The sequence below is a fragment of the Trichocoleus sp. ST-U1 genome, from assembly GCF_039961835.1.
In the GTDB taxonomy this organism is placed as follows: Bacteria; Cyanobacteriota; Cyanobacteriia; order Cyanobacteriales; family FACHB-T130; genus FACHB-T130.
In genome coordinates this window covers 62,999-76,686 of the sequence record NZ_JAMPJZ010000021.1, presented here as the reverse complement: position 1 = coordinate 76,686, position 13,688 = coordinate 62,999, and the positions used below count along the sequence as shown (strand labels likewise).

Below are 13,688 nucleotides of genomic sequence, written 5' to 3'. Positions count from 1 at the left end.
ACTGTCGTCCACAACCGTGACACTTGAACCGTTGTTTGCCGTTGTGAATACGACCATTCTTGACCGTGTGGGTAGATGCACAAGTTGGGCAGGCAGGCATGGAAGAAGGACAGGGAGAAACTCTACTTCTCTATCATTACATCTTTGGCACTACCCATTTTTTGATTTCGCAATGTCCTAACGCGTAGATGCGATCGCTTATACACCTTGCGATCGCAGATTTTCTGAATCTCAGTCTTAGAGAGGAGGAGGATTCCTTCAAATTATGCCAAAAGTAACAGATTTCTTCACCATACAATGATTCACTTAAAAATCCTCAATGCCCCCCTATCGCATTGCTTTTTTTGAAAAATTTATGTTTTATTAGAGGGTTGGATTTATTAAATAATCTGGCAGTAAAGGACAATTTTTAATGATAATTACAGCCCCGCTCCCTAGTATTGTCTCCTCTGGCTTACTGCACTGGATAATACAGCCGCAGTTAGCCTTGCACATTCCAGATGGCTTCTTGAGCTTGCCCGTTAGCCTCGTGACATGGGTACTCGCCATCGGACTGATTGCACTCGCTCTAAATCGAGTGCAGGCTGACTACCAGGAACGGGCAGTCCCGCTGATGGGTGTGTGTGGAGCCTTTATTTTTGCCGCCCAAATGATTAATTTCCCAATTCCAGGGGGCACCTCCGGGCACCTGCTGGGTGGGACGCTCGCGGGAGTTTTACTTGGCCCGTGGGCGGGATCGCTCGTCATGGTGGCAGTCTTCATCGTCCAGGCAGTCTTGTTTCAAGATGGTGGACTGACTGTGCTAGGAGCCAACATCACCAATATGGGACTCATTGGCACCTTTGCGGGTTACTACCTCTACAAAACAATTCGGTTTGCCTTAGGACGGGATAACTGGCGGGGAATGTTAGTGGGTACGGCAATTGCAGCTTGGACAAGCGTGTTTATTGCCTCGATTTTGACAGCAGTACAACTAGCTTTGTCCGGAACAGTGCCCTTTGGGGTAGCCGTAGGGGCAATGGCATTTTGGCACGTCCTAATCGGCATTGGAGAATCACTGATTACCGTCGTAGCAGTGAGTTATGTATGGCGATCGCGTCCCGATCTGTTGTTCGATCCACCCCGCCGAGCTGTTTCCACTGCATCTCGTTCGCTGTCACAGCGTTAAGCACTGCGTGCATCTAGTTATATAGGAAAGGGATTAAACGTTTATGAGTAGCAACCTCTCACGGGAACGCAACCGGGCTTTTGTCATCACTGGATTGGGTGTTGCCCTGCTGATTGCAATTTTTTTGTCTCCATTCGCTAGCTCAGATCCAGACGGATTAGACCGAGTTTCTCAGGATCTAAAGTTTGAGGATAAAGCAGCCGAAGAAGCACCCGCCCAAAAACTCCCCTTTTACGCTGTTTTTGAAGAATATGCCCTTAGAGGCGTACCAGAAGGACTCGCCACACCCTTAGCCGGTTTGATTGGAACCTTAACAACATTTGGTTTGGCTTGGGGCATCGGCAAGCTGGTGGTTCGCAATTCTGTTTCATCTTCCTCAGACTATGAAGTCCCCTCGTCCTCAGATAATCCAGATGGCCCCCTGGATAGCTAAGAACTAAAGCGTAAAGCGAATGCTGCTGCACATTATTGCCGTTCAATTAGATGCCGATAGCGATCGCAAAACTCCCTGGCACTCATTAGCACCCCGGACTCGAATCCTGTGTACGCTACTGCTTGTATTTGCGATCGCCCTGACGCCAAACGGACGCTGGTGGACTTGGGCAATCTATGGGTTAGGCGTGCTAGGCGTTGTTCTCCTGAGTCGGGTGACATGGAGCATCCTGCTGAAGCGAATCGCCGTTGAGTTTGCTTTTATTGGCGTTGTACTGCTAGGCACTTTGTTTCGGGACGGCGGCGAGGTGTTGTGGTCTTGGGGAGTGCTACGGATTACTACCGTCGGGCTGATGGTTTTGGGTAGCGTGACCCTCAAAGCGCTGCTTTCGCTGATGATGCTAAATGTGCTGACTTTAACTACTTCGGTTGCAGCGCTCCTGAATGGATTAGTCGCCTTGCGAACCCCACCCCTATTGGTGGCGATTCTCGCATCCATGTATCGCTACATTAGCGTCCTAATTGGGGAGGTTAACGCCATGCGTCGGGCAGCAGCCTCTCGCAACCTGATGGGCAGCAACCACTGGCAACGCCAGGTGATTGGCAACATGATGGGAACGCTATTTATCCGTACCTATGAGCGGGGGGAGCGGGTTTATCAGGCAATGCTGTCGCGGGGTTATCAAGGACTACCGCCTGTCGAGAAGGTGCCGTCGGGCGGACGCCGCGACATTGTGGCTTTAACCTTAACCGTAATTTTGGCATTGCTGGGACAAGTGGTTTATTTATTCTAAAAATTTTTAATTTTTAATTGTTGCTATGCACCATAATCCAATATTTATCGAAAATCTTAGCTATATCTACCCTGATGGAACTCATGCACTCAGGGGAATTAATTTATCGATTAAAGCAACGGAACGAGTGGCATTAATCGGAGCCAATGGTTCGGGAAAGTCCACTTTGCAGTTACATCTGAATGGGATTCTCTTACCCGAAGCGGGAGAAATCATCATTGGAGAATGGCCTGTCAGAAAGGAGAATTTGCAAAAAATTCGGAATTTTGTGGGGCTGGTATTTCAGAATCCAGATAATCAGTTATTTATGCCCACAGTTTGGGAAGACGTTGCCTTTGGTCCGATGAATCAAGGCTTGCGAGACAAGGAACTTACCGCACGAGTGCTTCAGGCGATGGCAGCGGTGGATATCGATCCAGAACGCTATGGACAGAGGAATACAGATAATTTATCTGGAGGCGAAAAGAAGCGGATTGCGATCGCAGGCGTGCTGGCAATGAACCCCCAAGTGTTGGTATTTGACGAACCCTCGGCTCAGCTAGATCCCCGTTCTCGTCGCCAGTTGATCGAGTTGTTAAAAAGCTTGCCGCTGACGCAACTGATTGCCACCCACGACTTAGATTTAGCCTTGGAGTTATGCGATCGCACGGTAGTCTTGAGTCAGGGTCAGGTCGTCTACGATGGTGCAACTGAGCAGGTGATGAGCGATCCTGACTTCTTAGTTCAGCACTCTCTAGAGTCGCCCCTCTGCTACAGTCGCCCTTACTGCCAGCTTGAAGATGCGCCGGTTAAAAAGCGCGTTCTTGTTTGAAATTTAATACTTTTCGGTGAATTACCGATAGTTCCCCACTGCATTCAAACGAGATATTGCTATAGATTTGAAATCTTCCCGCAACTATAGCCAATTCCCCACTAGCACGTAGGGTGCCCAGTAACGGGGATGCTGGTATCGCGGATTCTGCAACAGAGACAGCTGGGCAAACCGGAGTGCTTCCGCTTTCGTCTCCTTTGTATTGGTTAACTCTTGATAAAACTGACTCATCAGAAGGGCGCTACTCTCATCGTCCAGCGACCATAGAGACGCGAGGGTACTCCGCGCCCCAGCGCGTACCGCAACCCCAGCCAGTCCTAAAGCCGCCCGTTTGTCCCCGGTAGCGGTTTGGCAAGCACTGAGGACGAGTAATTCGATCGCAGTTGGTCGGTTCGTATCTCTAATGCGGAGTAAATTATCCAACTGATTGACATTAATCCGATTATCCCAAGTCAGAATAAATGTCTCCTCAGCTTTAGAACTGAATTGACCGTGAGTGGCAAGATGTACGACTGGGAAGGAAACCGCATTCATTTCTTTTTGGAAAGCGGTACTGGTAAATTCCTGATTGAGCAGTACCGTAGTGGGCACTACAGATTTAATCTGATTTAATTCCAGGGTTACATTGTTGAGCGCAGCAAACCCTTGGCGAGATTCAGTAATTCCGGCAGTTAAAGCTTTGATTTTTCCCCGTTCTAAAGATTTGGGGCCGAGTAACTGCAACCCTGGAGTTAATGCAACGCCATACTTTTGGACAAGGTATTGTTGACCGTCGTAGAGTGCAGCCATCGGGATATTTCGCAAGGAACCATCTAGGACAAATACCAAAGTTTTAATGTTGCTCGCGAGATCCTGCGATGCAGGTAAAATCAACCAATCATAGACTTGCTTAGATAAAGCTTGAGTTTCTCGCAGCGTGTACGGTTTGGTCAGTTGCTTTCGCAATTCTCCGACAATTCTTTCTATTTCACTCTGGTTGATATCAGTTTTGTAGTGGCGTAGTGGTTGTTGAGGTAACTTGAGAATGACTTCTAATCGGTCTGCCAAAATAATCGGATAGATGACTGCGGCGGTCGGATCGTCTTTATCGATGACTTGGTCGATTTGGACTGTTTTGCCTTGCAAACAGGCGGTGCGAAAGAAATTATCGAGTTCAGCAAGTTGCAGCGATTCAATCGTGTTACGGGCTAGTTTGAGATTGTCTTGGCTTGGCTGTGAAGTTCCCTCTGTTTGCAATAGCAACTCGACCAGTTGCCGATAGATAGGCTCGACTTCCTCTCGAAAAGAAAACTGAACGTCAGGATTAATGGTAACTAAATCGCTGCGGAGAGATTGGAGAATATTGACCGCTTCCGTGTAAGCCGCGATCGCGTCTTTGGTTTTTCCCTGCGCTTTCAATAAGCGTCCTAATTGCCATTGCCAACGATAGGAAATATCTGAGGCGTTAATTGATTGGGCGAGAAGTAAAGCTTGCCGAGTCAAGTCTTGGGCATTCTGCAATTGCTGAGTTTGTTCGTATAGTCCGCCGAGATGTCCCAGCGCATAAGCTTCTGCCCGGATATCTTGGATACTTTTGGCTTGTTGAACTGCATTTGCCAACACCTGACCGATTTCTGTCCAGGAGGAAGTATTTGCCGTGTCAGCTTGTTTGATCCGCGTCAAACTTTGGGCAAAATTAATCTTGGCATAAACTGCTGTTCGACTGGGGGGAAAACTCGCAATTTCTGCTTGCATTTGGGAACCCAACGCCTTGGCAGCGCTCAATTGCTTCGTTTCCACCAACAAGCTCAATTGATTGAGTTTGGCTTGGTTGCGGGTCATTGGTGAAGGAGCAGTTGATTCAGCTTGTTGATAAAACTTTAAAGCTGCTTCCGTATCCTGTTGCGATCGCGCGGTATTTCCTAAACCCAGGAACGCTGCACTAATGTCTGGGGGAGACTTGAGTTGCTGGGCGACATCCAAACTTTGCTGCAAAACCTGCCGGGACTTCTCTAAATCACCAACGACGCGGAGGGTGTTACCGAAAGAACTCAGCGCGATCGCTTTCATCGGATTGGGTTGATTCGCCAGCGTCTCCTCTACCTGAGTCAATGCCTTCGCCGCTTGACGATAACGCCCTAAAGATTGCAGCGCTAAGCTTTGGTTAATTAAGCTACCCGTAATTCCCGCCTTGTCGCCTGCTTGCGTATAAATAGCCGCCGCTTGTTCCCAAGTTGTTAAAGCTTGTTCCGCTTGTCCGAGTGCCAATTGCAGCTGCCCTTGGATGTTGAAAGCTTGGGCGAGAACCGGCAAGTGGTCTTTGTTGGGATTTCTCGCTTCTAATAGTTTCAGGCTGTTTGCGATCGCTTCCGTTGCCTCCGTCCACTGTCCGAGTTGTTGGTAAGCTAAGGACAGGAAGCTCAACGTAGAAGCTTGATTGAGGATATCTCCTTGGGCTTGAAAAGTTTTTGCCGCTTGTTGCCAAATCCTTACCGCCTCAACAAACTGCCCAGTTTCATAAAATTCACGTCCCTGTTGTACTTGAGTTGTATTAGTTAGTTCGGTAACGTCTAATGCAATGCTCCTCGAATCGGGGAAACCTAATCCCCTAACCCCCTTCCCTACAAGGGATGGAGGAATCGCTCTTTGTCCCTCTCCTACTAGGAGAGGGGTTGGGGGAGAGGTATCCAACAACAGCGAATGAGAGTGTACCTTTTGACCCCAGAAAAGCAAAAGGGTCAACGTTAATCCGAAAAGCCCGTACTTTAGAAAAGATTGTACTGCACGGAAAAGTACAGACCGTTTTCTTGCCATGTTCTTTCCCTCGAAGAGAGATTCACTAAAGGAATTCCCCAGTCCAGGCGGGCGCTGAAGCGTGGTGATTGCCGCCACTGCAATCCTAACCCAACCGATAAAAGTCTATTGGGGTCTGGATCTTCTCTGCCCGAACTGTTCCAGGCGGTGCCAAAATCGACGAACGGAATGATTTGGAGAACACCCTGCACTTGGGGGACGCGCAGCACCGGGTACTGAAGTTCTGCACTTAGCAAGACGCCGTTATCCGTCAGCAGAGCATCCTGACGATAACCCCGAATGCTTTCTAAGCCGCCTAAACCAAATTGTTCTAAAGGGACTAGCGTTCTATCTGCTAGTTGCACGTTGCCACGCACCAATAGCAACGTTTCTGGAGCCAGGAGACGTACCCACTGGGCTTGCCCTTGCCATGAATAAAAGCGACTATCGGGACCAGATTCGTTGAGAGTTGCATCAAAGGCACCGAGTCCGATATTAAATTGCGATCGCAAGGCAATGACTTGGCGAGTCCCGGTTTGCGTCCATTCCTGAAACAATCGTAATGCTGATATCCGGGTGCGTCCCTCGTCATCAGCGCCCGCCGACAGGGGAAACGGAATCTCTAGCAAAGAAGTTTCGCTTTCCCTCCGAGATGCTGTTAAACCGACGGTGAATTGTTGGGTAGGGGTTTGAACAATTGGCTGGCGCAGCGTCAATTCGTAGTAGCGCGAGGCGGCATAAATATCGAGTCGGTCGAAGGGTGGCTCAATCACATCGCTGGATGTGGTGCCGTAGCTGACGCTGAACGTGCCATTGTAAGGATTAATCGGCAGTGTGTAGGAAGTATCAAAACTATCGCTGCCATCTGTATTGCTGTAGGCAAGGCTTAAACCATCTCCCAAACCGAATAAATTCGCTTCATTCACTTGCAAGCGACGTCGGAAGCTGCCCACGCTGGGAGAACGACCGTTATCGATGCCGATTTGGGTGCTAAAGGTCTTCGCCTCTGTTATCCGAACCTCCAGCAAACTGAATCCCGGACGGGTTCCAGCAGAAAGTTCCGCGGATAAATTGGCAATCAGCGGATTGAGTTGCAGCAGCTGCAATGCTTCTAAGAGACGCTCTCGATTGAGCGGCTTTGATGTGGCGACAGCCAAACGCGATCGCACGTAGTTGGAATTTAACCGTCGCGTGCCACTAATTTTAATGTCTTCTAAGCCGCCTTCGACGACCTGAATGGTAACGACGCCTCCCTGAATCGTTTGGTTAGCTGGAATCAGGGCACCTGACGTAATGTACCCTTGGTTGACGTAAAACTCGGTGACAGCAGTTCGAGCTTGCAGCAGTTCGGCAAAGGAAATTGGTCGATTGGTAAACGGCTTGGTAATTTCCGCTAGCTTTTCGGAACTGAAAGCTGTATTGCCGATGAATTCAAACTTTTCCACCGTGATGTTGCCAGGAACCGTCTCCCCTGGTGTCTCCTCGTCTGGGGAAGGCTGCGTAGGCGACTGGAGCAAGTCTCCTGGCGGCGGTAGTGGGGCAGGTGTTTCTGGTAAAGGAAGTGGGGAAGGGGAGGGAGATGGTGGTTGAAGGATGTCTTGTGGCGGAGGGAGTTGAGGAACTTGAGCCGAGTCAATCGTTTCAGGAAGCGATCGCGCGACTTGCGCCGTCAAGCAGAGACTCAGCATTGCTAAACCCAGCCGAAGATACAATAAGCGATCGCCCCCAGAAAAATTACGGCACATAGCACTTAGCGGTTGTTAGCCCGAAACGATGGGAGTAGTACGGAACAGCAGCAGTGAGAACGACTTCGCCTCGATCGTTTTTTACCCAACCTTGTGCTTCTACCGGCTCTTTTGTCAAGTTTGACTGTATGGCAACATCCTTTTGGGAGTGAGTGGAAGCTGGTGCAGCCTGACGCCAATCTGTCCAAACGGCGTTGCTAGTTCGGGTTTCGCTAGGATTATCTGGCAACCCTCCGCTTCCCGTCACGGTGAAAGAACTCGCAACGTTGCTGCCACTCGCCGGACAAGTTTGCGCCACCAATCCAGAAGCATCGACCAATTCTGCTGGTAAAGTCGCTAACCCGCGACTGGGATCGACATCCAGGGTATTAATTTGTACGGTGCCATCGACCCCAAATTCCGAACTCGCCGTGATGTCACTTTGGGAGGTTGGGCGCGATCGCAACTGGCTACCAAAGATACTAGAAGTGGTGATGTTGATACTCCCTCCCCGACCTTGGAAGGCATTGGCGGTAATATCGCTATTTTCAGATGGGACAGCGACGATGAATTTGGCATTAATATCCACATTCCCGCCATCTCCACCCGCTTTTGCAGTGCCTGCGGTGGTGGAAAGGTTACTATTGCGGCGCAGCAATAATAAGTCTTGCACTCGCAATCGAATATTCCCGCCGTCACCGGATACAGTTTGGGCGTTGAGGGTTGCCCCATTGTCTAGCAGGATAGAGCCAGAGTCAATTTCGAGTTCCCCAGCTTTTCCTAACCCTTGACTGCCCACAGAGATTTGTCCCCGATCCCGAACCGTTAACAACTGAGTTTTAACCGTCAGACTTCCCCCATCTCCGGTCGAAAATGCCGGAAGATTACTGCTATCGGAGGGGGAACCATCTCCGTCTCGGATGACATCGGCGGGGTTGCCGGTGCCAGCAAATAATCTGCTGCGAAGCTTTCCATTTCCTGAAGTCCCAATCAGTTCTACCAACTCAGAGGCATTCACCTCCACATTTCCCCCGAAACCTGCCCCAAAAGTAGCCGCAGAGACTTCTGCCCCATTTCGGATCGTCAATTTCCGAGTGGTAATCGTTAAGTTTCCAGCTTTCCCATTGCCTCTAGAAGTTTGAACCGACAATCCACTGGGACGGCGATCGCTCGGTGCGGTGCCACTCAGTTCCACCCGATCGGTGGCATAGACGTTGATACTTCCTCCCTGCCCCGTTCCGGAACCACTCGCTGATATCCGCGCCCCATCCCGAACTAGCAATTGCCGGGTCGTAATTTTCACGTTTCCCGCATCTCCCCCTGCATCTTTAACATCACTGGCGAGTTTGCTGGGTTTTTGACCATCCGCTGAGGTGCCGATCAGTTCTACCGAATCAGAGACATTGATGTCGATAATCCCTCCTTTCCCCTTGCCGGTGGTTGTTGCAGAGACCTGAGAACCCCCTTGAATGGTTAGCCGCACAGCTTGGATAAAGATTCCTTGCCCATTTCGATTCCCCAACGTATTTGCAGAAACTTTTGACTCATCGCTAAATGTCACCTGTCTGCCGGAAAGCTGGATCGCCCCGCTACCTTGACTGCTGACATCAATCGCTGCTTGATTCGTGAGGGATATATCTGCTTGGACGACGCTATCTAGAAATTTCAAGCGCCAACGATTGCCTTCGACATTCAGCTTTACGGTTCCTGGTTCTGCGACTCCTGCCAACTCGACTCGACCACTCCGCGCTTGTAAAAGCCCGCCCTTCCAACTCACATCACCGCCTAATAACAACAAAGTCTGATTTTCCGAGACTTTCAGGGTGCTAGCAGAACCCACGATTGGTTTAGGCAGTTGTGAAGAGATAAACCCGCTAGGGTCGCCAACCATCGTCAGTAAGCTACTCGATCCCCCTGGATTGGTGGCGCTAAACTGACTACCATCCGCCCATACCAAAGCATCCAGCGTGGTGGCAACAAAAGAGCCTCTGGTGGCACTACCGACATTGAGTTGAGCCTTTGGCCCGAAGTAAATGCCACTGGGATTGATCAAGAAGAAGTTGACCGGCTGATCGGTAAAAATTGAGCCGTTAATCAAGGAGGGAGAACCGCCTGTGACACGGGACAGAATATTCTGGATATTGGCGGCGCTGCTAAAACCCGCTACCTCGCCTGCGTTGAGGCTAAATTTTCCAAAGCTGTGGAACAGATTACTGCCGACGGTTTGACCCGCTGATTGAGGAATAACGTAATTGGGACCCGTTAAGGTTTTTGCCAAGCCGAGGCTGCCATCAAGGGTGATATTTTGGGCGATCGCGCGATCGCTCGCAGCGGCGATCGTACCCAGCGCGATCGCGCTTCTTATCCAACAAGGGTGGCAATGCAGCGATCGAAGCACTCTGCGAATTAACACGCTTGGCTAGCATTACCTTGACGGTAAGGTTTCCGTATATTCACGCAATAGCCTAACACAGCCTACCCATTTAGATGCTCACGTTTAACCTTTTTCCATAAAAGTTGAACTAACTTGCTGACACTGAATCATCAAGACGCGATCGCAATTAGCGAGGACACTGGGACGCTAACGCTAAACTCTTAGGGGAAGAAGAAACAGCAGCCATCAGCACGACTTCACCTTGATGATTTCTCCCCCATCCAGTCGCTTCCACCAAAGGCATCGCCGGGGAATGAGTCTGAGATTTGGCAACCGCAGTTGAGCGAGGGAAAGCTTTTGCAGCATGCGAGATCCGATTTGGACGGCTTGTTTGAGAAATTCGCCAATCTGTCCAAACGGCGCTGCTGCTTCGGGTTTCGCTGGGATTGTCCGGCAATCCACCGCGCCCAGTCAAGATGAATTCACTTTGTGCAAGCCCCCCACCAGTCGGACAAGTTTGTGCCACCAATCCAGACGCATCAACCAACTCTGCGGGTAAAGTCGCTAACCCGCGACTGGGATCGACATCCAAAGTATTGATATTGACTGCGCCATTTACACCGAATTCCGAACTCGCGGTGATGTCACTTTCTGGCGTGAGGCGGGGGCGAAACTGGGTGCCAAAGATGCCAGAGGTGGTGATGTTGATATTCCCTCCCCGGCCCTCAAAGGCATTCGCAGTGATGTCGCTATTTTCCTTAGGGACGGCGACGATGAATTTGGCATTTATGTCCATATTGCCGCCGTTTCCACCTGTCTTATCGGTGCCTGCGGTAGTGGAAATGCTACTGCCGTGGCGCAACTGCAATAAATCCTGCACTTGTAGGGTAATATTGCCGCCATTTCCCGATTTGGTTGTTGCAGTCAAGGCGGCTTGGTTGTCTAAAAGAATTGAACCTGCCTCGATTTCTAGATTGCCTGCATTTCCCGTCCCTTGGCTGCTGACATTGACTTGAGCGCCATCTTGGACAATTAACTGCCCCGTGGTAATTTTTAAGTCTCCCGCAGTTCCAGTCCCTGATGTTTGAGTCAGCAAGCTGCTGGCTTGCCCATCTGCCGATATTCCTACCAACTGCACAGACTTCTTGGCGGTGATGGTCAATTTTCCTCCCTGACCCTCCCCTAAAGTTCCCGCCGATACCAGCGCTCCATTCTGGACAGTCAACTGTCCCGTTTCAATCGTCAAGTCTCCCGCTGCGGCGCTACCTGTTGTCCCCACCAACAAGCCGCTTCTAAACTGACTATTTGCTGACGTTCCAATGAGTTGTATCGAATCTGCGGTGACGCTCACCGTTCCGCCTTTGCCTGTCGCGCCGCCAAAAGTAGAAGCAGAAACCTGTCCCCCATCCTGAGCAATCAACTGTCCGGTTTTCATGGTCAAGTCTCCAGCAGCTCCGGAGCCGCCTTGAGTCACTGCAAACAAACCGCTAGGATTCCCTTTTGCGGAGGTGCCAATCAATTGTACGGACTGTTGTGCGGTGACACTCAATTTGCCGCCCTGACCTGCTGCATCAACCGTAGAAACTGAGACCTGCGCCCCATCTTTGAGAGTTAGCTGATCCGTTTTCAGCGTTAAGTTTCCGGCGGCTCCAGCACCTTCAGTTTGAGTAAACAAGCCACTAACATCTACCCCATCTGCTGAAGTACCAATCAGTTCCACAAACTTTGCAGCAGATACGCTTAACGTTCCCCCCTGACCAGTGCTAAAAGTAACGCTTCCTATCTGCGACCCATCTTTGACAATCAACTGTCCCGTTTCAATTGTTGCGTCTCCAGCCGCGCCATCCCCGATAGTCTGGGTTAACAAGCGGCTTCCTGCTAAGAGTTCGAGGGACTCCTGTGCAGTTACTGTAATCTTCCCTCCTGGTTTTGACCCGATGGTGTTCGCCTCAATTTTTGAGCCATCGGTGAGCGTAATCCGCTTGCCTGAAAGCTGGATAGCACCGCTACCCTCACCACTGGTATCAATGACCGCTTTTTCTGTTAGGGAAATATCTGATAGTTGCACCCCTGCCGGAAAATTCAAATGCAGATTGTTACCATCAACATTTAGCTCTACGGTTGCTGCTTGCGCCACTCCTCCCAACTCGACGCTACCGCCGGGAGCTTTTAATTGCCCTGCTGGCAACTCTATATCCCCACCCACTAACAACAAACTCCGACCATCAGGAACTTGTAAACCTATCTCAGATTGAATGACAATCGGCTGAGGGGCAATTTGATTAAATAAAAAAGCTGAAGGATTAACCGTCAGAATTGGGGGAACATTCGGCGCAGAAGCACTGAAAACACCCTGAGTGTCAAACGCAATTGCATTCGCTGTCATTGCTACAAACGAACCACCGATATCCAGAGAAGCTTTTGATCCAAAGAGAATCCCATTGGGGTTCATTAAAAATAGATTGGCATCGCCAATTACTCCCAGCGTCCCCAGAATCTCGGAACGACTCCCTCCTGTCACCCGACTCAGTATGTTTTTAATCTCTGGAGGAGAGAGAAAATAGGCGGCTCGGATTTCTCCAATGTCGAATTGTTTAAAACTGTGGAACAAATTGGAACCCCGCGTTGCTCCGCCAAAGATGAATTCAACTGGGAAGCCAGGAGCAAAAGGTACCACTACAGAACTTTCAGTTTCTAAAGTTTCATCGGGTACGATCTGGGAACATAAGCGGCTGACTTTGAAAAGCGCCCCTACTATCGCCAACGTGCATACCAGCCCCAACTGCAAAGTCTGCTGGAGCCAGCTTTTAGGATTCACAGCATTTGTCTCCATTCAGGTAAGTGAAAAACTGAGTATGGTATTTCACTGCAACAAAGTTTATAAGATGTCTAGAAATTTTTCGCTCTTTCCTAACCCACCTTAAAAATGGGAATTGAGCGTTTAAATACTCCCAGATTTACCCAAATTTCCACTAGCACCTATTCCGTGAAGCTCAAGTTCAAACTTGACTCGAATAGAGTTGCAAAAGTTACGCGATCGCTCACCAAACTACTAGGGTCAATTTTTAGAGTTTGGCTGACTAAGTTGCTATTTGCTAAAGCGAACCCAACCAGAGGTCGCTCGTTAAGCATTGCGCCTACGATATGTTTGAAATGGGCAGGAACGTTAGGAGTCGGAGTAGCGGGCACATAACTTTTGATGGCATCCTGAGCTACATTGAAGTCTTTAATGATGTCAAAACCATCAGCACTTTGGACATAATAGCCAACTCCCGGCTGTATGCCCCAGCTAATAACGTTGGTAAATATAAAAATATCACTGCCAGCATCGCCCGTGAGAGTGTCAAAGCCAGCACCTCCAACTAAGGTATCATCGCCAGCGCCACCGATGAGATCGTCAATGCCATCGCCGCCATAGAGGTCATCCTTTCCTTCAAAACCAGTAATGGTGTCATTTTCTACACTCCCCTTTAAATTCGGGTCATTTCCAGAAGTGCCGTTGATAATTGCCATGTCGATTACTCAATGTTTTTGTTGGTAGTTTAGTGTTAAAAAATACAACAATAAACGCCCGTTTTTAGAGAAATTCACTCAGCTACAAACTCTATCTTTG

Annotated in this window: 10 protein-coding genes; 4 read left to right on the top strand and 6 right to left on the bottom strand. The window is 49.6% G+C overall.

Annotated elements, in window-relative coordinates; genetic code table 11:
• Positions 1 to 100: IS1 family transposase (locus NDA06_RS10575; protein WP_190986115.1), on the bottom strand; the 100-nt coding region annotated here is incomplete at its 3' end.
• A gap of 312 nt (positions 101 to 412) precedes the next feature.
• Here NDA06_RS10575 and NDA06_RS10570 point away from each other — a divergent pair.
• From NDA06_RS10570 to NDA06_RS10555, 4 genes are read left to right on the top strand one after another with little or no spacing between them, the layout of a single operon-like run.
• The gene (locus NDA06_RS10570) at positions 413 to 1,168 is read left to right on the top strand and encodes an energy-coupling factor ABC transporter permease (protein ID WP_190411034.1); all 756 of its coding nucleotides are present in this window, start codon (positions 413 to 415) and stop codon (positions 1,166 to 1,168) included.
• 43 nt (positions 1,169 to 1,211) lie between these two features.
• A complete protein-coding gene (locus NDA06_RS10565; protein ID WP_190411035.1) occupies positions 1,212 to 1,601 on the top strand; it encodes a PDGLE domain-containing protein in 390 nt (129 codons plus the stop codon).
• Positions 1,602 to 1,620: 19 nt separating this feature from the next.
• Positions 1,621 to 2,394: a cobalt ECF transporter T component CbiQ gene (cbiQ, locus tag NDA06_RS10560; RefSeq protein ID WP_190529765.1), complete on the top strand. Its 774-nt coding sequence runs from the start codon at positions 1,621 to 1,623 to the stop codon at positions 2,392 to 2,394.
• A 25-nt stretch (positions 2,395 to 2,419) separates the two neighbouring features.
• Entirely contained in the window at positions 2,420 to 3,205 is a 786-nt protein-coding gene (locus NDA06_RS10555; RefSeq protein WP_190434952.1) for an ATP-binding cassette domain-containing protein, read from the top strand.
• A gap of 84 nt (positions 3,206 to 3,289) precedes the next feature.
• On the opposite strand, the gene NDA06_RS10550 is transcribed toward NDA06_RS10555, so the two are convergent.
• The 5 genes from NDA06_RS10550 to NDA06_RS10530 all read right to left on the bottom strand — a co-directional run bounded on the left by NDA06_RS10550 (position 3,290) and on the right by NDA06_RS10530 (position 13,588).
• Positions 3,290 to 5,998, bottom strand: coding sequence for a CHAT domain-containing protein (locus NDA06_RS10550; RefSeq protein ID WP_190666873.1), 2,709 nt, complete (start codon positions 5,996 to 5,998; stop codon positions 3,290 to 3,292).
• Complete coding sequence (locus tag NDA06_RS10545) at positions 5,950 to 7,722, bottom strand: ShlB/FhaC/HecB family hemolysin secretion/activation protein (RefSeq protein WP_190986114.1); 1,773 nt, start codon at positions 7,720 to 7,722, stop codon at positions 5,950 to 5,952. The genes NDA06_RS10550 and NDA06_RS10545 overlap by 49 nt, the downstream gene beginning before the upstream one ends.
• A complete protein-coding gene (locus tag NDA06_RS10540) occupies positions 7,712 to 10,114 on the bottom strand; it encodes a filamentous hemagglutinin N-terminal domain-containing protein (RefSeq protein WP_190986113.1) in 2,403 nt (800 codons plus the stop codon). Before NDA06_RS10540 ends, NDA06_RS10545 begins: the two co-directional genes overlap by 11 nt.
• A 148-nt stretch (positions 10,115 to 10,262) precedes the next feature.
• Positions 10,263 to 12,893 (bottom strand): S-layer family protein, encoded by a 2,631-nt coding sequence (locus NDA06_RS10535; RefSeq protein ID WP_190986112.1) that lies wholly within the window; start codon positions 12,891 to 12,893, stop codon positions 10,263 to 10,265.
• Between the two features lie 161 nt (positions 12,894 to 13,054).
• On the bottom strand, positions 13,055 to 13,588 hold the full coding sequence (locus NDA06_RS10530; RefSeq protein ID WP_190529755.1) for a hypothetical protein: 534 nt from the start codon (positions 13,586 to 13,588) through the stop codon (positions 13,055 to 13,057).
• Positions 13,589 to 13,688 lie beyond the last annotated feature (100 nt).

What these genes read in the sequence shown, in the direction of transcription:
- NDA06_RS10570 (WP_190411034.1), top strand. Translation starts at nt 413, where the DNA reads ATGATAATTACAGCCCCGCTCCCTAGTATTGTCTCCTCTGGCTTACTG.
- NDA06_RS10545 (WP_190986114.1), bottom strand. Translation starts at nt 7,722, where the DNA reads ATGTGCCGTAATTTTTCTGGGGGCGATCGCTTATTGTATCTTCGGCTG.
- NDA06_RS10555 (WP_190434952.1), top strand. Translation starts at nt 2,420, where the DNA reads ATGCACCATAATCCAATATTTATCGAAAATCTTAGCTATATCTACCCT.
- cbiQ (WP_190529765.1), top strand. Translation starts at nt 1,621, where the DNA reads ATGCTGCTGCACATTATTGCCGTTCAATTAGATGCCGATAGCGATCGC.
- NDA06_RS10530 (WP_190529755.1), bottom strand. Translation starts at nt 13,588, where the DNA reads ATGGCAATTATCAACGGCACTTCTGGAAATGACCCGAATTTAAAGGGG.
- NDA06_RS10565 (WP_190411035.1), top strand. Translation starts at nt 1,212, where the DNA reads ATGAGTAGCAACCTCTCACGGGAACGCAACCGGGCTTTTGTCATCACT.
- NDA06_RS10550 (WP_190666873.1), bottom strand. Translation starts at nt 5,998, where the DNA reads ATGGCAAGAAAACGGTCTGTACTTTTCCGTGCAGTACAATCTTTTCTA.